The 24,238-nt window shown below is 32.8% G+C and carries 20 protein-coding genes; 10 read left to right on the top strand and 10 right to left on the bottom strand.

What is annotated here, in order from left to right:
* The first annotated feature begins 145 nt into the window (after positions 1-145).
* Together JC605_RS09000 and JC605_RS08995 are read left to right on the top strand one after the other, a co-directional pair.
* Positions 146-1,078: an NAD-dependent epimerase/dehydratase family protein gene (locus JC605_RS09000; RefSeq protein ID WP_198855851.1), complete on the top strand. Its 933-nt coding sequence runs from the start codon at positions 146-148 to the stop codon at positions 1,076-1,078.
* A 12-nt stretch (positions 1,079-1,090) separates the two neighbouring features.
* A complete protein-coding gene (locus JC605_RS08995) occupies positions 1,091-1,939 on the top strand; it encodes a Sir2 family NAD-dependent protein deacetylase (protein ID WP_233074070.1) in 849 nt (282 codons plus the stop codon).
* A 154-nt stretch (positions 1,940-2,093) separates the two neighbouring features.
* Here JC605_RS08995 and JC605_RS08990 read toward each other — a convergent pair whose 3' ends face one another.
* Positions 2,094-2,993, bottom strand: coding sequence for an AraC family transcriptional regulator (locus JC605_RS08990; RefSeq protein WP_198855850.1), 900 nt, complete (start codon positions 2,991-2,993; stop codon positions 2,094-2,096).
* A 17-nt stretch (positions 2,994-3,010) separates the two neighbouring features.
* Positions 3,011-4,009, bottom strand: a complete 999-nt coding sequence (locus tag JC605_RS08985) for an aldo/keto reductase (protein WP_198855849.1) — start codon at positions 4,007-4,009, stop codon at positions 3,011-3,013.
* A 241-nt stretch (positions 4,010-4,250) separates the two neighbouring features.
* On the opposite strand from JC605_RS08985, the gene JC605_RS08980 reads away from it, so the two are divergent.
* Both JC605_RS08980 and JC605_RS08975 read left to right on the top strand, forming a co-directional pair.
* Entirely contained in the window at positions 4,251-5,867 is a 1,617-nt protein-coding gene (locus JC605_RS08980; RefSeq protein WP_233074069.1) for an arylsulfatase, read from the top strand.
* 150 nt (positions 5,868-6,017) lie between these two features.
* Positions 6,018-7,040 (top strand): LLM class flavin-dependent oxidoreductase, encoded by a 1,023-nt coding sequence (locus JC605_RS08975; RefSeq protein WP_198855848.1) that lies wholly within the window; start codon positions 6,018-6,020, stop codon positions 7,038-7,040.
* A gap of 58 nt (positions 7,041-7,098) precedes the next feature.
* Here the strand turns inward: JC605_RS08975 and JC605_RS08970 are convergent, their stop codons facing one another.
* Positions 7,099-9,477, bottom strand: a complete 2,379-nt coding sequence (locus tag JC605_RS08970) for an outer membrane beta-barrel protein (RefSeq protein ID WP_198855847.1) — start codon at positions 9,475-9,477, stop codon at positions 7,099-7,101.
* A 124-nt stretch (positions 9,478-9,601) separates the two neighbouring features.
* Between JC605_RS08970 and JC605_RS08965 the strand changes: the two genes are divergently transcribed.
* The 3 genes from JC605_RS08965 (at position 9,602) to JC605_RS23905 (ending at position 13,079) form a co-directional block, all read left to right on the top strand.
* On the top strand, positions 9,602-11,239 hold the full coding sequence (locus tag JC605_RS08965; protein WP_233074068.1) for a histidine kinase: 1,638 nt from the start codon (positions 9,602-9,604) through the stop codon (positions 11,237-11,239).
* A gap of 1 nt (position 11,240) precedes the next feature.
* Entirely contained in the window at positions 11,241-11,936 is a 696-nt protein-coding gene (locus JC605_RS08960) for a LytTR family DNA-binding domain-containing protein (RefSeq protein ID WP_198855845.1), read from the top strand.
* Between the two features lie 168 nt (positions 11,937-12,104).
* Positions 12,105-13,079, top strand: a complete 975-nt coding sequence (locus JC605_RS23905; protein WP_198855844.1) for a GNAT family N-acetyltransferase — start codon at positions 12,105-12,107, stop codon at positions 13,077-13,079.
* Positions 13,080-13,180: 101 nt separating this feature from the next.
* Here JC605_RS23905 and JC605_RS08950 read toward each other — a convergent pair whose 3' ends face one another.
* On the bottom strand, positions 13,181-13,969 hold the full coding sequence (locus JC605_RS08950) for a polysaccharide lyase (RefSeq protein ID WP_198855843.1): 789 nt from the start codon (positions 13,967-13,969) through the stop codon (positions 13,181-13,183).
* A gap of 353 nt (positions 13,970-14,322) precedes the next feature.
* Between JC605_RS08950 and JC605_RS08945 the strand changes: the two genes are divergently transcribed.
* Together JC605_RS08945 and JC605_RS08940 are read left to right on the top strand one after the other, a co-directional pair.
* Positions 14,323-15,615, top strand: a complete 1,293-nt coding sequence (locus tag JC605_RS08945; RefSeq protein ID WP_198855842.1) for a hypothetical protein — start codon at positions 14,323-14,325, stop codon at positions 15,613-15,615.
* Positions 15,616-15,642: 27 nt separating this feature from the next.
* Positions 15,643-16,152, top strand: a complete 510-nt coding sequence (locus tag JC605_RS08940; protein ID WP_198855841.1) for a hypothetical protein — start codon at positions 15,643-15,645, stop codon at positions 16,150-16,152.
* A gap of 98 nt (positions 16,153-16,250) precedes the next feature.
* Here JC605_RS08940 and eptA read toward each other — a convergent pair whose 3' ends face one another.
* Both eptA and JC605_RS08930 read right to left on the bottom strand, forming a co-directional pair.
* The gene (gene eptA, locus JC605_RS08935) at positions 16,251-17,771 is read right to left on the bottom strand and encodes a phosphoethanolamine--lipid A transferase EptA (RefSeq protein WP_198856189.1); all 1,521 of its coding nucleotides are present in this window, start codon (positions 17,769-17,771) and stop codon (positions 16,251-16,253) included.
* Positions 17,758-18,762: a phosphatase PAP2 family protein gene (locus JC605_RS08930; RefSeq protein ID WP_233074066.1), complete on the bottom strand. Its 1,005-nt coding sequence runs from the start codon at positions 18,760-18,762 to the stop codon at positions 17,758-17,760. The genes eptA and JC605_RS08930 overlap by 14 nt, the downstream gene beginning before the upstream one ends.
* A gap of 172 nt (positions 18,763-18,934) precedes the next feature.
* On the opposite strand from JC605_RS08930, the gene JC605_RS08925 reads away from it, so the two are divergent.
* Complete coding sequence (locus tag JC605_RS08925) at positions 18,935-19,351, top strand: EamA family transporter (RefSeq protein ID WP_198855840.1); 417 nt, start codon at positions 18,935-18,937, stop codon at positions 19,349-19,351.
* A gap of 52 nt (positions 19,352-19,403) precedes the next feature.
* Here the strand turns inward: JC605_RS08925 and JC605_RS08920 are convergent, their stop codons facing one another.
* From JC605_RS08920 to JC605_RS08905, 4 genes are all read right to left on the bottom strand, one after another.
* Positions 19,404-19,745 carry a helix-turn-helix transcriptional regulator gene (locus tag JC605_RS08920; protein WP_198855839.1) on the bottom strand — a complete coding sequence of 114 codons (342 nt, stop codon included), beginning with the start codon at positions 19,743-19,745 and terminating at the stop codon, positions 19,404-19,406.
* 56 nt (positions 19,746-19,801) lie between these two features.
* Positions 19,802-22,213 carry a TonB-dependent receptor domain-containing protein gene (locus JC605_RS08915; protein ID WP_198855838.1) on the bottom strand — a complete coding sequence of 804 codons (2,412 nt, stop codon included), beginning with the start codon at positions 22,211-22,213 and terminating at the stop codon, positions 19,802-19,804.
* 66 nt (positions 22,214-22,279) lie between these two features.
* Positions 22,280-23,545 carry a HAMP domain-containing sensor histidine kinase gene (locus tag JC605_RS08910; RefSeq protein WP_198855837.1) on the bottom strand — a complete coding sequence of 422 codons (1,266 nt, stop codon included), beginning with the start codon at positions 23,543-23,545 and terminating at the stop codon, positions 22,280-22,282.
* Positions 23,538-24,215 carry a response regulator transcription factor gene (locus tag JC605_RS08905; RefSeq protein ID WP_198855836.1) on the bottom strand — a complete coding sequence of 226 codons (678 nt, stop codon included), beginning with the start codon at positions 24,213-24,215 and terminating at the stop codon, positions 23,538-23,540. Before JC605_RS08905 ends, JC605_RS08910 begins: the two co-directional genes overlap by 8 nt.
* Positions 24,216-24,238: the final 23 nt, after the last annotated feature.

The following is a 24,238-nucleotide window of genomic DNA, read 5'->3' as shown; positions in this document are numbered from 1 at the left end:
GTAAATTAACTGATTCTTAGCAAGTTCTAAATTAGCAATAAAATTCAATATAAATGAGTTAAAGCTGTAGAGATGTTGTTATAAATTTCTATAATTTAGAAATAAGTATCAGAGGGAATTCAAGCAATTAAAAAAGCGAATCAATATGCAGACAATATTAGGAGCCAATGGACAGATTGGAGAAGAATTGGCAAGAGAACTGAAAAGAAATTATACTTCAGATATACGAATTGTAAGCCGTAAAGCGAAAAAAGTAAATGATACAGATATGGTTTTTTCGGCAGATTTGACTATTAAAGAAAAAGCAATAGAAGCTGTAAAAGGAAGTGAAATAGCCTATTTTACTTTAGGACTTCCGATGGATACTGATTTATGGGAAAAGCAATTTCTATTGATAATGAGAAATGTTATTGAAGCCTGTAAAATCAATAAAGCCAAATTGGTTTTTTTTGATAATACTTATATGTATCCGCAAGATAGTAGGGTACTTACAGAAGAAACTGCTTTTGAACCCATTGGAAGAAAAGGTGAAATTAGAAAAGAAATGGCTGAAATGGTTTTAAACGAAATAAAATCGGGTAAATTAGAAGCAGTAATCTGTCGTGCTCCCGAATTTTATGGTCCTGCAAAAACACAAAGCATTACAAATACTTTAATTTTTAATGCGATTAAGGAAAATAAAAAGCTAAAAGTGCCTTTAAGCGATACAAAAAAACGAAGTTTAATTTGGACACCAGACGCAAGTCGTGCCACAGCTTTAATAGGGAATACTCCAGATGCTTTTAATGAGACTTGGCATTTGCCTGTAGACGAAAGTCATCTTAACTATAAAGAATTCATTGCGTTGGCTTCTAAAATTTATGGCAAAGAATTAAAGTATAAAGTTATTCCGAAGTTTGTATTTTCAATAGGAGCGCTTTTTAGTAAAAGAGCAAAAGAATTGCAGGAATTGCTTCCAAGATACGAACACGCCAATGTTTTTGATGATTCAAAATTTAGAAAACGTTTCCCAGATTTCGTTGTAACAAGCTATAGAAACGGAATTGAAGAAATAAAAAAAGAGCAATTGTCTAAATAAAATTACATTTGTTTGACGTATGAAGAAATTATGAAAGAACAGCTTACCGAAATCATAAAACAGGTTTATAACAAAAAGAATAGAAATCTTTTCACATTTTTGACTGGCGCAGGAATTTCTGCTGAAAGCGGTATTCCGACTTATAGAGGTATAGATGGAATTTGGGTAAAAGGTACAAAGTTTCATAAACCAGAAGAGTTTGGAACGTTTGCCTATTTTAAAGAAAATCCAGAAGAGGTTTGGCAATATTCATTGTTTAGAAAGAAAATGTTTGAAAGTGCTCAGACAAATAATAGCCATCACAAAATAGCCGCAATTGAAAAACTTTTACAAGATAGGTTTCACTTGATTACTCAAAATATAGATAATCTTCATAGACGTTCTGGTGTAGAAAGGATATTCGAAATACATGGCAATAACAGAGAAATTAAATGCTCGAATGGATGCAAAGAAATACACCATTTGCCAATAGAAATTGAGGGCAAAGACATAGATGAAGATTTAAACCAAAAAGATATTGAATTACTGAAATGCAAAGAATGTGGGAGTTGGATGAGACCCAATATTTTATGGTTTGATGAATATTATGATGAAAAGACAAATAAGAAATTTAGTTCCTTAAAGGTAGCAAAAAACTCAGGAATTCTTTTTATTGTTGGTACATCTGGAGCAACTAATTTGCCAATGGCGATTGCAGAAACAACATTAAAATACGGAGGAACAATAGTTGATATTAATACAGAAGATAATTTGTTTACAAAATTGCTTAAAGACAAGAAAAATAAAATTACTATTCGTGCAACCTCAACAGAAGCTTTAAAAACAATACATGAGATATTGCATAATGTTGTTCAAGAGTAAAAGAAATAAAAACCTCGAATTAAAAGAAATTTACAACGTTTATTATGAAGGTGTTGTTTCTACTTAGCAAAAAAAACACTTCTTTTATAGAATTTATTTTGATTAAGAAAGAGCTGTCAATTATTGGACAGCTCTTTCTTTTTATTATAGAATTTTAATTGTTTCGAATCTTTTCCCGAAATTCTAAAGGAGCCATTTGTGTTCGTTTTTTAAAAAACGTACTGAATGACTGCGGATGTTCGAAACCGAGATTGTAGGCAATTTCACTGACAGATAATTCACTAACAGACAGTTTCTCTTTAGCTTTATTAACGAGCTTTTCATAAATATGCTCTTTTGTATTTCTTCCTGTATGTATTTTCAAGAAATCGCTAAGATAGTTTGGAGAAAGACTGAGTGCTTCGGCGATTAGACCAACGCTTAAAAGACCTTTTTCCGTTGAGTCATCATTATAATACTCATTAATAAACCTTTCGAATTTTGTAAGCAGAGCATGACTGCTGTTTTTTCGGGTTATAAACTGTCTTTCGTAAAAACGGCTCGAATAGTTTAAAAGCAAATCAATTTGTGACAGAATAATATCTTGTGTATGATGATCAATATGTTGGCATTCTTTGTCAATTCTATCTAAAATATCAATCAGATAATTTTCTTCTTGTTCAGATAAATGCAGTGCTTCATTGACGGCATACGAGAAAAATCCAAAATCAAATATTTTCTGTGCTAAAGGATGTTTTAAAATAAAATCTTCATGAAATATAAGAAGAGAGCCTTCTCCACATTCCATTGTATGAAAATCCAAATACTGAACTTGGTTAGGTGCCGTAAAACTTAATACGCCTTTATCATAGTCATAATGTCCTTGCCCGTATCTGATTTTTCCTTTTGCATTTCTTTTTAAAGCAACACAATAGAATTTATTCGTAAATCCTTTCCAGATTTCATCATCAAGAAAAACACTTTGAGATAAATTGATAACACTAACCATTGGATGTTTAGGTTCTGGAAGAGAAAGTAAACGGTGAAAAGCAGATACAGATACTATAGTATTCATAACAAAGGTTTTTTAGTTTAGTCAAGAAGTCCCATACTGAACTCATCATACGGAGCCCCAGTATCTGTTCCCAAAGGTACAATACTTTCTAATTTTAAAAGATCGTTTCGGCTCAATTCTATAGCAGTAGAGCCAATATTTTGTTCAAGATACTTTCTGCGTTTAGTTCCAGGAATAGGTACAATTCCTTTACTGATAATCCATGCTAAAGCCAGTTGAGATGAATTGACATTTTTTTCTTCAGCCATTTTTTCAACCGCTTTTACCAATTCAATATTTTTATGGAAATAGTTTTCCTGAAAACGAGGAATAGCTCTGCGGAAATCATTTTCAGGAAGATCATCAATAGAACGAATCTGCCCAGATAAAAACCCGCGCCCCAAAGGCGAATAAGCTACAAAACCTATTTCTAATTCTTCTAATGTTTTTAAGATTCCTCTTTCTTCTACGGTTCTTTCAAATAAAGAATACTCACTTTGCACAGCTGTTATGGGATGAACTTGATGTGCTTTTTTAATGGTTTCAGAAGATACTTCAGATAGTCCAATATATTTTACCTTACCTTCTTTAACAAGATCACTCATCGTGTCGACAGTTTCTTCTATAGGAGTGTTTTTGTCTAAACGATGCATGTAATACAAATCGATATAATCTGTATTTAGATTTTTAAGTGAACGTTCTACTGCCTTTTTGATATACTTTTTGCTTCCGTTTATGGCCCAAGTTACTTTTCCGCTATCATCTATTTCCCAGCCAAATTTTGTAGCTATTATATATTTATCACGTTCTTTTCCGATCGCTTTAGCTATAAGCTGTTCGTTTTTTAAAGGACCATACAAATCTGCTGTATCCAAAAAATTACCACCCAATTCAAGCGAACGATGAATCGTTTGAATCGCTTCTTTTTCGTCTGCAAGACCGTACATATTTCCTTCTTCAAAACCTGTCATTCCCATACACCCCAAACCAATTGGCGGAATAACTAATCCTTGATTTCCTAATTTAATCTGTTTCATCTTTTATAATTTTAGTTGCATACAAATTTCGAGAAAGACTGAAGACATATAGGTTTGCTAATTACGGAAGATTGTATTTAAATTACTTATGATTAGATTGGTTTCAATTGATTACTACTGTTTCATTTGAACAACTTGGTTTCATGTTATAAAATGGAACATCAAACAAATAAATATACCGTAGAGTTAGAGGGCAAAAAATTAATTTTAGTATCAATACTCATACTAAAAATTAGAAATTATGAAGAAAAATGCTCTAGCAGTACTTTTAACAGGCTTAACTTTATTGGTACTTTCTGATATAGAAGCTCAAACTAAAAAGAAACCCAATATCATAATGGTAATCTCAGACGACACGGGTTGGGGAGATTTAGGAGTTTATGGAGGAGGAGTTGGTCGCGGTATGCCAACACCAAATCTTGATAGAATGGCAAAAGAAGGCATGCAATTTTGGTCATTTTATGGACAGCCAAGCTGTACTCCAGGAAGAGCTGCTATGCTTACAGGGCGTATCCCGAATCGTAGCGGTATGACTACTGTTGCTTTTCAGGGGCAAGGAGGCGGATTACCGAAAGAAGAATGGACATTGGCTTCTGTGCTAAAAAAAGCCAATTATAAAACCTATTTTTCTGGAAAATGGCATCTAGGAGAAGCAGATTATTCTATGCCCATAGCACACGGTTTTGATAAAATGCAGAATGTGGTGCTGTATCATTTGAATGCTTATACTTATGCTTTTCAGTCTTGGAATCCAGAGATGTCTCCAGAGATGCTAGATCTTTTCAAAAAAGTAACGACTGGAATACTCGAAGGTGAAGCAGGCGGCAAAGCTCGTGAAGTTAGTAAAGTTACAGAAGAGAATATTGCTGAGCTAGATATGATGATGGTCGAGAACAATCTGAAACAGCTTGATGAATATGGAAAAAGCAAAGACCCGTTCTTTATGTGTATTAATTTTGCTAAAAATCATCAGCCAAACCTTCCTTCAAAACAATTTGTTGGAAAATCACCAGGAAAAAGTAAATACTCTGATGCTGTAGTAGAGATGGATTACAATGTAGGCCGTATTATGGATAAGATTCGTTCTTTAGGTATTGTCGAGAATACTATCGTTATTTATACAGTAGATAATGGTGCTTGGCAAGATGTACATCCTGATTCTGGATATACTCCGTTTAGAGGTACCAAAGGAACTGATAGAGAAGGCGGTAGCCGTGTGCCTGCAATTGCTTGGTGGCCAGGACAAATTGAAGCAGGAAGTCAAAGCCACGATATTGTAGGAGGACTAGACCTTATGGCAACATTTGCCAGCCTTGCAGGAGTTGAACTTCCTAAAAAAGATAGAGCAGGTGCTGATATGGTATTTGACAGTTACGATATGTCTAATGTATTGTTTAAAAAAGGAACGCCGCTTCGCGACAGATGGTTCTATTTTACAGAAGCAGAACTTTCTCCAGGTGCGGTTCGTATTGGTAAATTTAAAGCGGTATTTAATACTCGAGGAGATAATGGCGCTATTGCAGGTAGTGATGCACCAGGACAACAGTTAGGATGGAGAGGCGACGAAACTTACGTAGCTACTGTACCAGCCATTTACAATTTGTGGCAGGATCCGCAGGAACGTTATGATTTGTTTATGAACAGCTGGACAGAAAAAACTTGGACAGCCATAATTTTTAATCAGGCTATTGCCGACTTGATGAAAACGTATGCGCAAATACCGCCAAGAGCTCCGCAGAGTGAAACATTTACAGGCGAGATGCAGATAGAACGCTATAGAACTATTGAACAGGTGAAAAAAATGATGAATGAAAAGAAAGTTAGTCTTCCTCCTTTGAGTGTTGATTCTAAACAATAAAAAGAAAGTCGGACAACTGTCCGACTTTCTTTTTTAGAGCACGAAAAGTTCTTAAAACATTAAATTAATTTACGAGGCAATTATGCAGTAAAATCTAGTATTACTCAATTGTGATGCGTATATTTGAGAGAATAAAAAAATAAAGCCATTATGAAGAAAATAGGATTTTTATCATTTGGGCATTGGGCTAATCATCCATCATATAAAACTCGTACAGCGGCAGATACATTATTGCAGTCTATTGATTTGGCTGTAGCTGCTGAAGAAATTGGCATTGATGGTGCTTACTTTCGCGTGCATCATTTTGCGCAGCAGTTGGCATCGCCTTTTCCTTTGCTTTCAGCTATTGGTGCTAAGACTAGTAAAATTGAAATCGGAACGGGCGTAATTGATATGCGCTATGAGAATCCATTATATATGGTTGAAGATGCTGGATCTGCCGACTTGATATCAGAAGGACGCTTACAATTGGGAATAAGCAGAGGATCTCCAGAACAAGTAATTGACGGTTGGAGTTATTTTGGCTACGAACCTGATAAAGGTGAAACCGATGCCGATATGGGACGTAAAAAAGCGCTAGAATTTTTGGATAAGCTTAAAGGAGAAGGATTTGCAGAACCAAATCCGTATCCAATGTTTCCAAATCCGCCTGGATTGTTGCGTATTGAACCTCATTCTGAAGGTTTAAGAGAAAGAATCTGGTGGGGAGCAGCGTCTAATGCTACCGCTATTTGGGCTGCCGAAAACGGAATGCATCTTCAGAGTTCTACGCTTAAATATGATGAAAACGGAAAACCTTTTCACGTTCAGCAAGCCGAGCAGATAAGAATATACAAAGAAGCTTGGAAAAAAGCAGGACATCAGCGTGAAGCTAGAGTTTCTGTAAGCCGTTCGATTTTTGCATTGGTCAATGAGCAAGATAGATATTACTTTGGCGGACAAGCTAAAGGCAATGACAGCTTTGGTTATATCGAGCAAGATAAAAGAGCAATCTTTGGTAAAAGCTATGCAGCAGAACCTGATAAACTGATTGAAGAATTGGCTCAAGACGAAGCAATTCAAGAAGCTGATACTTTGTTGTTAACTATTCCGAATACCATTGGAGTCGATTACAATATTCATATTTTATCGTCTATTTTAGAACACGTTGCACCTGCATTAGGTTGGCGATAGTTTTGATAAAAAAAGAATAAAAAAGCCCTCTGTTTATGGAGGGCTTTTTTAGTAAAAATTAATCTCTATTAGCGTCATTTGCTTGCCTAATTGTTTTTGAATCTGTTAGATTAAAACGATAGACAAAACTCAGACGATATCTTGCTGCATTAGGAATGCTATTATCTTTAATAACATAATCGGTTCCAGTTGTAACGCTTTTGTATTGGCGAAGATTAAAAGCATTCGTAACATCAAAAACAATAGTCGCTTTATCTTTAAGCAGAAGTTTACTTAATCCGAAATCAATTGATTGTAAGGCCTGATTGATAGTTTGTGCATTGCGTTTTTCTCCACGAAAGTTATAACGCCCTTGAAAACTAAATTTAGCTGGAAGTTTGATCTGAGTACTTAATCTTGCAGTAAAGTTCTGACTGCTGTAATCAAGATTTTGTTCCATATAGTTTCCTTTTTGTTTGAAGTGATAATAATTCATTTCGGCATTAAGCTGAAACCATTTTAAAGGATTGTATAAGGCAGATAATTCAATTCCGCTTCTTATTTCGTAATCAATATTTATGGGTGTTGTAAGGAAAATATCATCTTGACGATACGTATAATCTTGAATAAAACCTTTTTCGTATTGATAGTAAACAGAAGGATTCAAAGTAAATGTTTTCCAGTTTTTTAGAAACGCCATTTCAAACGCATCAGTATAGGAAGGATTCAAATCAGGATTTCCAATGTATTGCGCATTCAAATCGGTAACTTCATTAAATGGGTACAAAGCGTATAATGACGGACGTTTAATGCGTTTGCTGTAATTGAGTTGTAAAGCCGAATCATCAAACTTATAGCTCAGATTGACAGTAGGAAAGAGTTTGTTGTAGTCTTTTTTATCGCTATAAGCATTTTCTACATCTTTTATAGAAATATCTGTAAACTCAGCTCTCAAGCCCAGCATATAGCTAAACTTATTGATTTTGCTGCTAAATTGTGTATAGGCGCCAGTAATGGTTTCATCATAATTTAAATCATTATCAATATTCTGATAGATTACCCAATTATTATCCTGTTGTTCTTCTGCCAAATAATTACTTGAAACAGTTCTAATTTCAGTTTTTATTCCAAATTCTAAAGTAGAAAGGCTGTCAATTGGCTGAATAAAATCTGTCTTCGCCAAAAAATCTTTGCTGTTTCCTACCGAGCTGGTTCTAATGCCAGGATAAATCATCGTATCAGGAATTAAACGTTGTGTAGAAAGATCCCATTTTTTGTCGCTATTCCACCAATCGTATTGCACATCAATCGTCCATTTTTTTGTTTTTTGTTTAAATGTTCGGGTATAATTAAACTCAAGCTGACTATAATCGCGTTTTTCCAAAGACTTTCCGTGTCTGGTCAAAAGACTGTCAGGCGTCGTATTTTCAAGATCACTATCGTACAGATATCGTAAATCGGTTTTATCATTATCATGCGTGGCATTCTTTAAGAAAGCAGCTGTTATGGTCTGATGTTCATTAATAAAAAAATCGGCGCCCATATAAAGCAATTTGCCATCATCGTGACGATCTTCATTTTGTACGCGATGCATATAATTTGGCGAAGTAGTACTATTGGTTACTTGATTGGTCGTATACAAACCTACGTAATCGCTAGAACGAATACTGAAATTAGAAAAAACATTGATTTTGTTCGATTTATAATTGATGCTCGGATTAAGTCGACTGTCATTTGGAGATCCAGCAACTAATCGAACCTGACCGCTAAAACCGCTCTTCTTGTTCTTTTTCAAAATAATATTAATAATTCCCGCAGAACCCGCAGCATCATATCTTGAAGAAGGATTAGTAATAACTTCAATTCTTTCAATTTGATCGGCTGCAATTTGGTCAAGAGCATTACTTTGAGTAAGTCCAGATTGTCTTCCGTTAATTAATACCAAAACATTGTTATTGCCTCTCAAACTTATTGTTCCCGTTTGATCAACCGCGACTGACGGAACTCCATTTAAAACATCATGAGCAGAACCATTTTGCGAAAGCACATCTTTACCAACTTCAAAAACTTTTTTGTCTAATTTTAAACTGATATTCGATTTTTGGCCATTAATTTCTACTGCTTTTAATTGTACGGCATCAGTAATTAAATCAATTGTTCCCAATTCAATTTTTTGTTTTTCAGAAACGACTATAGATTGTGTATGATCTTGATAACCTGTATAACTAAACGTAATAGTTGTTTTATCACTTAAAGCTGTTTCAAGACTAAATAAGCCTTGATCGTCAGTTATAGTTGTAGCTAATGTTTTTGAGGCATCATCTAGCACTGTTACTGTTACGTAAGGCAATGCTTCTTTTGTCGCATTGTCTTGAACTTTACCAGAAATAACGGTTTGTTGTCCTATTCCTAAAAAAGGAATAAATAGAATTAAGGTATTGATTATTAAGGTTTTCATTTGGATTGATTTTGTTGTACAAGATTAATTCATAAAATGAATTGGTATTTCTGAATACATTCAAACGGCTCTACGAACTTTTCAAATGCATTTGGCAATTGGATATTTGTTTTATCTTTATCTTATGTATAAATCTTACTTTTTCAACGTTTTACTGCTGCTATTTACCTCGTGTAATTATTACAAAGAGTACGTTACAACCGACGTAACCTATGAGGTTGATTATGATCATCAGCAAATGGACTGGGGAAAACCAGATAGTTCAAGTTTTAAATTTCAAACAGATGTTGAAATCCAAAAACGGAACAATACTTCTGAATCTCTCGGACTTCAGATAAATGCTTTTGGTGCTTTTGATGTGTATTGGGATGGCGTTTTGGTGGGAAGAAACGGTCAGATGGCAAAATCGAGTCGTGCTGAGGTTCCTGGAACAGAAACGTCGTATTATCAAATTCCGAAAAAATTATCTAATCTTGGAAAACATACCGTTATTTTAATCGGTTCACAAGTTTATAACAGAGAAGCAGAACGCGGTATAGATGTAAAACTTAAAAACTATCTCCAGCTTCATCGTTCACCACTTGTTGTAGTATCTTTTATGAATCTTATGGCGGGCGCTTTTCTTATTGCAGGCATTTATTATTTCTTTTTGTATATAAACAGCACACGAAAAGAATTAGCAGTTTTGCTTTTCGGAATTATTTGTCTGCTTTTCTTCTGTCTGTTAATTATAGAATATGTAAAGTATTATTTAGAGATTCCTTACGATCAATTTTATACTCGTTTAAAGATTATAGGTTGGCTTACTTTTGCTATTTCAATGCTGGTGCCGTGGTACTTTATGCTTCAATTTGAATTTAAAAGAAAGAAACTATTTTTGATTCTTTTATTTATTTCTCTTTTAGCAGTTTATATTGGTTATTATGGGCATTATGATATTTCTGCAGCTTATTTTACCATTACAGCTCGATTTTTTTCAATTATAATAGCAATTGATGCCGCAATTAGAAAAACGAAAGGAGGACTTATTGTTGCAGCTGGTTTATTGGCGGGCGTTGTTGTCAATTATTTTATGTTTTATGATTTTGGGTTGTTTATTGCTTTTACCATTTTAGTGCTCTGTATGCTTTATTTGCATACGATACGAGCAAAAGCGATGGAAGAAGCACATAATGCATCATTGCTGCTTTCTTCTAGATTGCAATTAGAATTGATTAAGAAAAATATTCAGCCACATTTTCTCCGTAATACTTTAACTTCATTGATTGATTGGATAGAAGAATCGCCAAAAGAAGGAGTTGTTTTTATTCGTGCTCTTGCAGAAGAATTTGATATAATGAATGATATTGCTGAAGATACACTTATTCCGATCAGACAAGAAATCGATTTGTGCCGAAGACATTTGGAGGTAATGTCTTTTCGGAAAGAAATTTGTTATGAATGGCAAGAAGAAGAAATTGATGAAAAGGAAACCATTCCGCCAGCTATTTTTCATACCATAATAGAAAACGGAATAACGCACAGTCTTCCTCCAGAACAAGGCTGTATCGTTTTCTGTTTAAAATTTACTAGAGAAAAGCAATTTAAACAATACACTTTGCTGACTTTTGCCAAAAATCGAAAAGCTAAAAAAGAGAAGCGAATAGGAACTGGATTTAAATACATTGAAGCTAGATTAACAGAAAGTTATGGCACCAATTGGTCTTTTGATTCTCATTCTGTAGAAAAAGGTTGGGAGACTATCATTAAAATTTTTGATTAAAATGAAAATACTCATAATTGAAGATGAAGCTCGTATTGCCAAGAGAGTAGAAAGAATGACACGTGATTTCTTTGATAAAGACGCTCAGATTCTGATTTCTGATTCTCTCGAAAACGGACTTTTGATTATTGAAAATAATGAAATTGATTTGCTGCTTTTAGATTTGAATCTTAATGGAGAAGATGGGTTTGAAATCCTGCAGACTTTTGTTGCTGGTCCGTTTCAGACCATTATTGTATCAGCTTACACCGATAAAGCCATTACAGCTTTTAATTATGGTGTTTTAGATTTTGTACCAAAGCCTTTCGATCAAAACAGATTATCGCAAGCCTTTACACGCTTTACCGCTCAAGGAAAACAATCTGGCGCCGATGTTCGTTTTTTGGCAGTAAGAAAAGCAAAGACCTTTAAACTCGTTCCTGTTAATGAAATTTTATACATAAAAGGCGCAGGAATTTATACCGAATTGCATTTGGCAAATAATAAAATAGAATTACACGATAAATCGCTTGAAGCTTTAGAAAAACTGCTTCCTGACACCTTCGAAAGAATACATAAATCGTATATTCTCTCTTGGGAACAAGCAGATAAAATTGCGGTAGAAGCAGGAGGAAAGTATAGTATGCAACTCAAAAACGGCGACTTGTTGCCAATCGGTCGTTCTAAGTATAAAGAGATTAAAAATAAGCTGATTTAGTTTTAGAATGCTTTTTGATTTGAAGCATTTCTTCTTTTCGATTACTACTTATTTAAAAAAGCAACCTAATGCAAAAAACGCATTAACTAATAGAAAAATAGCATTTTTATGCATCAGGTTTTTGTATAGTTTTACCTTTAGAAAAGCACAACTACAATTTACCATAAAATGATAACAACCAAAAACCTTATAATAAAACCGTACAGTCCCGAACATTCTGAATGTTTTTTTAAAAGCATAACCGATAATCGCGAATACTTGTACGATTACTTTACTAATATGCTAAAGGTTAACGACAGTTTGGAAGCTGCAAAAAAATATATGGAGCAGAAAACCATAGATTGGCAAGAAAGTAAAGGTTTTGCTTGCGCTATATTTTTAAAAGAAAATAATGAATTTATAGGTCATATATCGGTTAGAGAAATTGACTGGAAAGTGCCAAAAGGCGAACTTGCTTATTTTATTTTCGAAAAATATAGTGGCAATAATTACGGTGCTGAAGCATTAACAGCATTTAAAAATTGGTGTTTTGCAAAGAAAAAGTTTAATAGATTATTTATGAAAATTGCTGTAGATAATACAGCAAGCATTAAAGTTGCGGAGCGTTCTGGATTTGTATATGAAGGGCTTTTAAAGAAAGATTATAGAAAAAGAGAAGAAGACTTAACAGATATGAAAATATACGGATATACTGAAGATCTAAAATTCGTTAGAACGACTTCTCAAAACACCGATTTTGCAAATTTAATTGTAAAACTAGATGAGAACTTAGCAAGCAGAAATGGAGACATGCAGGAATACTTCAATCAGTTTAATAAGGTAGATGCTATTAAGCATGTTATTATTGCTTATATCAACGGCGTTGCAGTTGGTTGCGGAGCTATAAAACAATTCGATAATGAATCTGTTGAGGTAAAACGTATGTTTGTTTCTGAAGAATATAGAGGAAGAGGAATAGCATATAATATTTTAAACCAACTTGAAAGTTGGGCAAAAGAATTGGGTTATAAGTTTTCTGTTTTAGAAACAAGTAATGTGCAAGTAGAAGCGGTGGCATTATATACTAGAACTTATACAGTTATCGAAAATTATGGACAATATGCTGGAATAGAAACCAGTATTTGTTTTAAGAAAGAATTGTAGAAGGTTTTAACTAAAACAACTTCGATGCTTTATTAATTAAAAAACATCGAAGTTGTAGGGTTTATTTTTTCGGTTCAAATTTCTTTAAAGTGTATTATATATTATAAAGCGTCCCAAGAAGCACTAGGATAGTAAATAGAGCTTGTTACAGGAGCTTTCCAGTATTCTTGACTTCCGCCACGGAAAGTATGTAAGCTTACTGCATTGACATTTCGTTTAGAATCGTTTGTTACCCAACGAATTTTTTCGTTTAATATCTCTGTGCCATTTACGTAATATTTAACATATCCGTCAGTATTTGATCCTGTGTTTAGTTTTACAGATATCTGGCAATTATAAGTAACACCTTCCTGTATATAATATTTCTTTCCAAAATCATTGCCATATTGTCCAGGCTGATCTCTATAATACACATAAGGCTGAAGATAAGCGCCACTTCCTTTAGCAGAATTAGATCCGTTTGGACAATACCACATAAATCTTGCGCTACCGCCATTTCCGTCCCAACCAGGATCACCGCCTGTATTTTGGTCGCCAATTAAGATACCATATCCGCATTTGCCGCCTCGGCTCCAGAAAAATCCGTTGTTAAATTTCATTTGAAACCAAACCGTATAAACTCCAGTAGACCAAACCCCATACGATGTGCACAATCCACCAGGGCAAGATAAGGTATTGGTTTGCAAAGTTATGGTTCTTGCAGTAGCCGTTCCTTTTGCAGTTGCGCTACCTTGAAGTTCAGAATTTACAGAAAGAGTGTCTTTATTAGCCAATACGGGTGCATCTTTCTTAGCAATTTTAGCCACATCTAAATCTTGTTCCTTTTCGCAAGAATAAAATAGCAATGCTGTAGTGGCTAGCATACAAGTTAATTTTATGATTTTCTTCATTTTTTAAATTTTAAGGTTAGTAAACAATTAATAGTTAGTAAAATAGATAGTAGTATTTGAAACCGAAAGTGTAAAGTTGATTATTAATAGTTTAGGCAAGGGGTAATAAAGTACGTTTTTACGTACACATAAATCCAGTGTACATATTTAGTATATAAATAGTATGTTTTTTGGAAGTCAAAAACCTGCTAAATGTTGATTATAAATTGTAATATGTTGTAATTGATTGATTTTTAATGCTTTAATAAATTAATTGGATTTGGATAAATTCTGGAAAAAAAGAAATAAAAAGATTTTTACTACATTTGAATTACAAACAAAAACATTTGCCCCATTAATCATTATTAGCCACTATGAAATTGTATGCACTTTTTTTAACAGTAAGTCTGCTTCCATTTACTGCATTTTGTCAGAAGACAATAACTCCCGGAGGCAAGGATATCAATACCAAATACATTAAACAGGAAAAGTCTCTTTACACAGTATATTATGTTAAAGATACAAGCTGGACAAAGATGGGATCATTAGCATATGATATTACTTTAGCCAACAATCAGCTAACGTTGTCCAATGTCTATACTCCAAAGGACAATGGAAAAACGACCACACATATTTCTGTAGCAGATGCTCAAACGCTAAAACCCATTAGCTATACTAGCGATAGAAAGGAAACCAAATTAAACTTAGATTTTACTGACCCCATTACAGGAAATTATTATTCTAAGAAAACCAAAAAGGATAAAAAATTAAAACTGAATCCGACAGAACCATTTATAGATTTCAATTGGACTGACCACATGATTGGTACATTGCCATTAGATGTAGGTTATAAAGCCCGTTTTTTTCAGTTTTATTATAATGATGAATCAAAAGTGCTTACAGAGCCTTATAGTGTCAAGGAGGTAAAAAGTTTTAGCTATTACTCTCCAAGAACAGGTAAGCATGATACATGGCTTGTTACTGTTTCAGAAGAAAGTACAGGTGCTGTGTATAATTATATAATTGATAAAAAGGATCACCGCCTTTGGCAACGCGAAATGTCAATGGGTAAAGGCATGTGGGAAATTACAGTTAACGAAGAGTTAGATTATCAGCCCATTAAAAGTAAATTTAACAAAGAACAAGTTGTTCAGCAGATTTCAAAAGGCAATAGTGTTATTATTGGAACAGCTTATGCAAGAGCAAACTCTGGTAAAAAATTAGGAGGTTTAGTAAATACGGCTAAAAAGCAATATGCTCCAAAAGGAACTGAGATTACACTTTTTCCAAGTTCTGATTATTATGAAGAATGGGTAGAAGTCAACAAAAAAATACGAAAACAGAAAAAAATGCCAGAAGTTCCTCTACATTCTGATTTTGGTTATTCAGTAAAAAAAGCCAAAGTATATGATGACGAAGGACATTTTGAGTTTTTAGATCTTATGCCAGGCACTTATGTCGTTATGGCTAGTTTTGATTTTTCTAACTCTTACAACTATTCTTATGTCTCAGGATATACCAATTATTATAACTATTGGGGCTACGCAGGTTCTACAACTAATTATGGAACAGCAAGATCGTCATACATAGACAAAGCGAATATTGAGAAACGTGTAACCATAAGTAAAGATGGAGAGAAAATAGAAACCAATTTAAAAGAAATGTAAGCTGAATGTTATATAAAATAATTTAAAGTGATAAAAAGAGCAGGAATAGCATTTTTAGCTTTTCTTATTGTTTGTAATGTGATTATATCTACTGTAATAACAATAGGAAGTCTCATTACGGATAGTTATTTGAACGAATATGAAAATCTAAAAAGCTTTAGGAATAAAAATAAATACACTGTAAATGATGTTTTATTAATCAAACAAATTTCTGAAGATGCTGGAACAGGTGAGGGAACGGGATTATCCTATCTAGTCAAAGGAATAACTTTAGGTAATCAATCAGAAATAGAATTAAGAATAACGAAGCTCGAATATCTAAAGGAAAATTTTGATAAGCAACCACTTTACAAAAGCAAATTGACAGGAAATTTTTTCTTAAGAGATGCTCCAATAGAATACTATAATTCTCAAACTAGATCTTGGTATCTTGCTATTTATTTTAAAGTTTCTTTTTATGTAATTTTCGGATTAGTATTGTATAAAGGAATAAGTTACGCTCGTGAAAGATGGTTTTACGCCAAAATAACAAGATAAAGAAAAAGCTCATTTAGCAAATAAATGAGCTTTTTTTATTTGTCTTATCTTGAAATACAATCAGAGGTAGATGATTTGTAAATAATACAAACGCTGAATTATTTAAAGATGTTTAAATTTTCATCATAAATCGGACTTTGAACATTTAAAAACTTCAAGACACTGTGAAATACATTTTGTTGCGAAAGTGTCTGATTAGGCTTAAGTTTAATTGAATCGTTTGAAACCCAAACAATAAAAGGAATTTCATATTGCTCTTTTGGAGCAATGCTCAAAGGAAGACCATGCATGTAAAGATTTTTTTCTCCTAGTGATTCTCCGTGATCCGAAACGAATAGCATGGTGCTGTTATAATCTTTTAATTGTTTCAAGTCTTCAATTATAGTATGCAAGATATAATCTGTATAAACAATTGTGTTGTCATAAGCATTTATTAACTCTGTTTGAGAGCAGTTTCCTAATTCAACACTATTGCAGACGGGCTTAAAAGTTTCAAACTGCTTTGGATATTTTTTACTGTATGTTGGGCCATGACTTGTACTTGTATGCAGTATTATTAATATCTTTTTTTTTGCACTTGCCAGTATTTGTTTTTTTAAACCAGTCAAAAGGATTTCATCATAATTGCATCCTTCACCTTTACAGCTAGGCATTAGAACGTCTCTTTTTTGATAATTTTTTATATGTACAGGAGGTTCTCCCCAGTTTGTAGTTCTCCAAACAACTTCAACATCATTTCGGTACAAATAATTAGGCAGAATTTCATAAAGATCATCAGTCTTTTTATAATCTAAAATAGCTTTTACACCAGCAGTAGTATATGTTGCAGAAGATGTTGCATCAAAGTGGTAAAGGTTTTCTGTTTTAGAAAGATATGGATTAGTATTTTTTTTGTATCCGTATAAAGAAAAATTCTGACTTCTTGCAGATTCTCCTATTACTAAAATTACAACAGATTTTTTGTTGTCTTTTATAGTAGCATTAGGCAATAGAATTTCTTTTTCATTTTTTTTATGTTTATGAATATAAAAAAGTGAAGTGTTTACAGAATAAGACCATGGCATTGCAAGTCCGCCCAATGTTTTCGAATTTTTATCAATCCATAACCAGTTTCCAGCATTTACAAATACTAAAATTAGAAGAAATAAAAGAGTAAGAGAAATTGTTTTCAAAAAGGTTTTGGCGGGCACATTTACAATTTCAGTTTTGATAATGTATAGACTAGGCAAAATACCTAAAAACAAAACGTAGATTATTAGTTTAAAAGAGAAAAAACTGCTTGATTCATCATAATTTGTGTTTAGTATATTACCAATCATGCTTTCATCTATGATAACGCTATATGTATTAATAAAATAAACAGCAATTGCACTAATAGTAAAAAAAAGTACCAGCAGAAATTTGCCAAAGTATTTGGATATAAATAAGAAAAGATAAAAAGCAAAGAAGTTTGCAACAATCATTGCTACTACAAGGCTGATAATAATAATTATTCCGTTAAAACTTTTATAATCAATATTATGAAATACAAATTTAAAGAATGGATAGTGAAAGAATAGAAAATTAATAAAACTCATTAAAAGAGCAAAATGAGCTATTTTTAAATTACCTCTTAATATAGGCTGTAGTAATTTCATAAAGGGATATAATTATAGCGATTAAAGATAGATAATAAATTACCAGATTTTCGTCAATTATTTTATGTATAAGGCAGTAGGCGCACATGGTAAAACCTAGAATAAAAACAGGATAGAATTTTTTATTATTAATCCATTGCCAAATATTATATTTTCGATTTATAAAAATACCAAGTAATCCTGAGATGTATCCAATGATGGCTCCAACAATTACATCAAGAGGATAATGTGCACCAACAGCAACTCTGGTTAATATTAAAACCAATCCTAAAGCGGTCAGTATACAGCACCATAAAATTTTAGAATTTAATTTTAAAGGCATAAATCCAAAAAGCAAAATTGTAATGGTTGTAAAAATGGTAATAGAATGTCCAGAAGGCATACTATTATTTCCGCATACTATTTTTCCGATAATTATAAAGCTGTTATTATCCAATGCGGCCGCAGGTCTTGGAACTGCAAAGAACCCTTTTAAAAAATTGCAAAGTAAAAGAGATAGGAGTGATCCCGAGGCCAAAGCTTCCCATATTTTAGGCACATAAACAACAAGAATAGCCAAAAAAGAAAATGGTATCAAAGCATTTCCTACTTGTGTTAGATTATATTCAATACTTGGAAATTGGCCTAAAATAGAATTGATGTAATAAAAACTATTTTTTTGCAGTGCAATGTAAGAATCTGCAGTGAAAGCATTTTTTTGAAAAAGAAAGGCTGCAATTGCAAAAAGGAGTAATAGAGGCAGAAAAAATAAGGATATCTTTAATTTTGAGTATCTGTCTCCGACACTTGCGTTAATACATTCTGCATTTTGAAAAATGTCTCTGAAAGGTATTTTTTTTTCTAAAAACGATTTGTAAAAAGGATAATCCATAGTTAATACGACTGCAATAAATGTTGTTGAATCTTTTCTAAATGTTTTTTTTGAAGGGAAATTTAGATTCCAATTCTGAATTAATTCTGATTTTTTCCTCAATTAATTTTTATTTAATGCAGTTTTAATAAGAACTTTATATAGACTAATTTTTAAAGGAAAAAGAATGTTTTTACATAGAAGGATTTTGAATAAAACATGCAGAATTTTTTCAGAATTATGTCTAATATTTGCTTTTTTACAATTCATTAATAATCTTAAAAAACAATAAATTATGTGGTGGATATTTGCCTTACTTTCGGCTTTGTTTGCAGCTTTGACTGCTATTTTTGCCAAAATGGGTATCAAAAATGTAGATACAGATCTAGCTACGGCTATTAGAACAGTAATTATCTTGATCTTGGCATGGGGAATTGTTTTTTTTAAGGGTGCAACAAAGAATATTTCCCTACTTACTAGAGAAAATTTGATTTTTCTTTGTTTGTCTGGTATTGCAACAGGTCTTTCTTGGATATTTTACTTTAAGGCTTTACAAGCCGGAAAAGTTTCTCAAGTTGCGCCAGTAGATAAAATAAGTGTTGCTATTGCTGTAATATTATCAGTTATATTTCTGCATGAAAAAATAAGTCCGCTAGGAATTTTTGGAGTATTGCTTATTATATCTGGAACAATTTTAATGATCTATAGTTAAGCATAAAAAAGCCTGCTACGTAATAAGCAGGACTTTTTTATATGTTGAGGTTCTATTGCTTGATTAATTTTTTCAGTGTTTTAATTTCTGCTTTAAGTTTCTTATTCTCTTTTTCGAGAGAGTCGATTTTTTTTAGCATTTCTACAGGTGTAAACGTATTAGACACACCAGTTTTGCCAGAAGAAAGGCTTGCACGTTTGTCGTTTTGATAAATATCTTCTTTATTGACACCTAGAACCAATGCAATTCTTTCCCATTCAGAATCAGAGATGCTAGTAAGACCTCGTTCTTTTCTACTGTAAGTTCCCTGCTTCATGTTTACTAGAACAGCCATAACGTCTTGATTGATTTGACGCTTTAAGCGAATTTCTTGAAGTTTTGTCTTTTTTGCCATTTAAAATAAGATTATAAGTTCAAAAGCCATAAAATCTAAATTTGAATTTTTGAAATCTAGAATTTGTAACTGTATCCAAAACGTATCACTTGTGTTTCATAATAATCTTTACTATTGTATGAGAAGCCCATTCCTTGAACTTCTTTTTGAATTATAAGGGTGTTAAAGATATCAGATGCATTTAAAAAAACTTCTCCCTTTCCTTTCTGAACCGTTTTTTTAATTCCAAGATCTACTGAAAATCTTGAATTAATTTTGCCTTGAGCAATAATGTCTGGAGCTAAATAAATCATTGAAATTTGCCCTTTTAAAGTCTTGTCAAACAGCAAAGTATTGTTCCATTTTAAATTTCCAGAAACCATCTGCTGTCGTTCGCCAAAGTAGGTGCTTGGTTGCGGATACAAGTTGGTAACCGAAAAAGCATCAATTGTATTTTGATAAAGATTTCCATTCAAATTAAAAGAATACCATGAAGTAAGTTCTTGCGTATAAATGGCCTCAATACCAGCCGAAGTGCTTTTATCTGCATTTTGAAAAACATTATAAATCAATGTGCTTCCAGGAACAGTTGTAGCAATTCTAGTTATGGTTCCGTTTATAATTCTATAGTAAAGAGAAGCTATAAGACTTCCTTTTTCGATGCTTTTTTTGTATCCAAGTTCAAATGCACTTGTAAATTGAGGTTTTAAAGCAGGGTTGCCGACTTTTATGATCTCTGCATCATCATATTTTGGAAAAATACGAATATCCACTTCATTTGGCCTGTCAACTCTGCGATTATAAAATGCTGTAATTTTATTTTGTTCATTTATTTTATAGCCAAAACGAACACTCGGAAAAGGTTCTGTATAATTATAACCATTACTTTTATACGTTGGATGATCGGGATTTACATCATAGTTCAACTTTACATATTCGAGACGAAGCCCTATTTCTGCTTCAATTTTATTGGTTTCGTAGATGTAATTAGAATAGAGTGCAGGAATAATTTCTTTGTATACTGCCCAGCCGCCAGCTGCCGCATCAATAGGAGAATTTTCGCCTGGAAAAAACTGCATATTGGTTGGAATCTCTCGATTTCTAAATTTAAAACCGGTTTCAAAACGTCCATATTTTAACGGGCGAACATAATCGACATTCAAATCGAGAACCTTTTCATCAGAAAGGAGCTTAAAAGCATCTTGACCTATAAAGTCAGGCAATGTATTGGTAAAGAAATATTTCTCGTCTTCTCTATGATAAGTGTAATTAATTCCAGCGTTTAGCTTATGTCCAGCTCCCATAAATTTATGTTCGTAAGAAGCACTTGCCATTACAGTTGTTTTTAATTCATCTTCTAAAAACTGCCATAGACGAAGACGTTGTGAGTAATCTTGATTAAAGAAAGGCTCGTCTCCATTATCAATAATTTTTTCACTACCAAAAAGACCAGAAAAAGCAAAAGTATTGTTCTCGTTATAATTCCAGTCAATGCCCGTTTTTAATGTTGTAAAATGCGTATCGCGATTTCTAACTGTTTGCTGATTTATAACAGTGCCATCATCATAAGTACGGTTTACAAATTCGTTTTTATTCAGTGTTTCTGTATACAAATAATCTACTTGCAGATAAGCGTTTATTTTTTCTTTGCGATAATTTAAGGAAAGCGAAGGATTTATTTTTGGTGTCATTTGGTATTGAGGACGTACAGAAGGAAGATTTGCTTTTCGCTCCCACAAAGCTCCATATCCCGAACTAATTCCAATTTTACCATTAAAGCCTTCTTGTTTGTTTTTTTTATAAATAATATTGATAATTCCGGCATTTCCATTCGCATCAAATTTTGACGATGGATTATTTATAATTTCAATTTTTTCAATAGCAGAAGCAGGAATATTATCCAGACCCGATTGGTTTCCAAAACCAGTAAGAGCAGTTTGTTTTCCGTCAATTAAAATTATTACTTTATCATTTCCTCTAAGCTGAATTTTTCCATCGTTGGTGGTAACACCTGGAAGAGACTGCATAGATTGAAGTACAGATCCGCCACTTTGCGTGATATTGTCTGCAACCGAAAATACTTTTTTATCTATTTGATTACTTGATCCTGAAGGTTTATTGGTCACTACAACTTCAGCAAGATTATTGATGTCTGGTTCAATTTCAATACTATTCAGATCAAGATATTCAGAAAGATTTCCGATAAATAGTTTCTGTGTCTTCATTTTAAATCCTGTTGAAGTAATTTCAAGCAGATAATTTCCAGAAGTTATATTTGGAATAGTAAAGCGTCCATCTTCGCTGGTTACAGTTCCTGCTATGAATTTTTGATCAGAGGCGTTTTTAATTAGGACATTGGCAAATGGTACAGATTCTTTAGATACATTATCTTTTATAAGGCCTGAAACAGATGCAGTATGGTTTTGTGCGGTCGTGCTGAAAACTTCTATTATTAGAAATGAAAACAGCAAAATCATTTTTAATTTCATTGTACTGGATTATAAATATATTGCAGAACAAAGATTAAAAGTGATTTTGCAGAAATTCTGAATTAGCTAAAATCTAATACTGAAGCAGTGTAGATTCTGGTCAAAAGTGTACTTGATTTTCCAATTGTTGGCTTCAGCAATTTTTTTAACAATAGCCAGCCCCAGACCGCTTCCTTGAGAAGAAGGATTGCTTTTTGAAAATCTATTGAAAAGTTTTTTTGTATCAAGAGGGGCTTTTACTCCAGTATTTTGAAAAATAAGTTCATTTTCTAGCGTAGTTACGATAATGCTTCCGTCTTTTTTATTATGACGAATGGCATTAAGAAAAAGATTATTGATTAGAACCTCAGTTAAGGTTGGATTCGCTGTTATTTTTAAACTAAATCTGAAATCGGTTTTAATTGCAATACTTTTAGATGCTGCCTGTTCAGTAAAAAAGTCAAGATGTTTTTCTATATAATTGTTGATTACGACAGGGTTTTTATCAAAATAAATTTCATTATCGATTTTAGAGAGCAACAATAAGTTTTTATTAAGTCTGTTAAGTCTGGATACATCATTAGAAATCGAGCCCACTAGATTAGATTGCTCTTCATTAAGATTGAGCTGTGACAAAGTCTCTATTTTTGTTTGGAAGAGAGTAAGAGGAGTTTGAAGTTCATGAGCAGCATTTTCAATAAACTCTCTCTGGCTTTTATAAATAGCTGTGTTTTTTTCTATTAAAAGGTCAAGACTTTTATTTAAACGATCAAATTCGTCAATATCAGTAGGAGTAAAGTGCGGAGCTTTGTTTTTGTCAATTTCAAAGTCATGAATTTGATCTAAAGTATTGTAAAAAGGTTTCCATAGTTTAGCCGATGTTATTTTTGAAAGCAATATAATTCCAATAAGGAGTATGATGATGATTACTAAAAACATTGCTGCTACACTAAAAACCATTCCTTCCATTTCGAGAAGATTAATTCTTTCTGTATAAGTATATTTTTTACCATTTATTTTAACAGGAGAATATATAATACGAAAAGGTTCATCTGCTTCAGCAATCGAATCGTACATTATAACCCCAACAATACTGTCCTTTTTTACGCCCATATCGGGAACAATCATAACATCACGATTGTATTTATTCCAAAGCTTTATATCTTTTTCTGTAAAATTAGAATGACTCTCTTTTACAAAAGCACCTTTATGCATCAAAAGAACTTCTTCTGTTTCGTATATATAAAGCCATTGGCTAATGAAATAGAAAACAGGAGCTGCAATCAGAAGTATTATAACTGAAAAAATAAGAAAGCTTTCTGTGCTTTTGTGAAGTAATTTTTTTTTATTCATTTTCCCATCGATATCCTAATCCGTAAACCGTTTTTATATAATCTCCAGCGCCAGCCTGACTGAGTTTCTTTTTTAAGTTTTTTATATGAGCATAAATAAAATCATGATTATCTAGCATATCTGCCATATCGCCAGAAAGATGTTCTGCAATTGCAGATTTTGACAACACTCTTTCTTTGTTTCCGATAAGAAATAATAATAAATCAAGTTCTTTTTTGGTGAGATCAATTTTTTGATCTTTTATCGTAACATTTTTTGAGAGAATATCAACAGTTATTTCGTTATACACGACAGAATTACTGCCTTTAAAGTTTTTGCGGCGTATAAGAGCTTGCATGCGAACAAGAAGCTCAGAAAGATGAAAAGGTTTAGTAAGAAAGTCATCGGCTCCAAGATTAAAACCTTCTATTCTTGTTTCTAGAGTTTCTTTAGCCGAAATGATAATTATGCCTTCTGTTTTATTTTTATTTTTTAGTTCTTTTAATATTTCGAATCCGTCTCCATCAGGTAGCATTAAATCTAAAAGAATGCAATCGTAATCATAACTTTCAATTTTGTTAAGTGCTAGACTATAGGTATGAGCTGTTTCGCATTGAATGCCATTGCTATTAAAGTAATTTTTAATGTTTTTGGCAATTTCTTTTTCGTCTTCTATAATTAAAATTTTCATGCTGCGAATTTTCATTTTAATTT

Source organism: Flavobacterium sp. IB48 (assembly GCF_016405855.1).
GTDB lineage: Bacteria > Bacteroidota > Bacteroidia > Flavobacteriales > Flavobacteriaceae > Flavobacterium > Flavobacterium ginsengisoli.
Note: the sequence above shows the minus strand (reverse complement) of the source record. Positions and strands in the feature narration are given on the sequence as shown.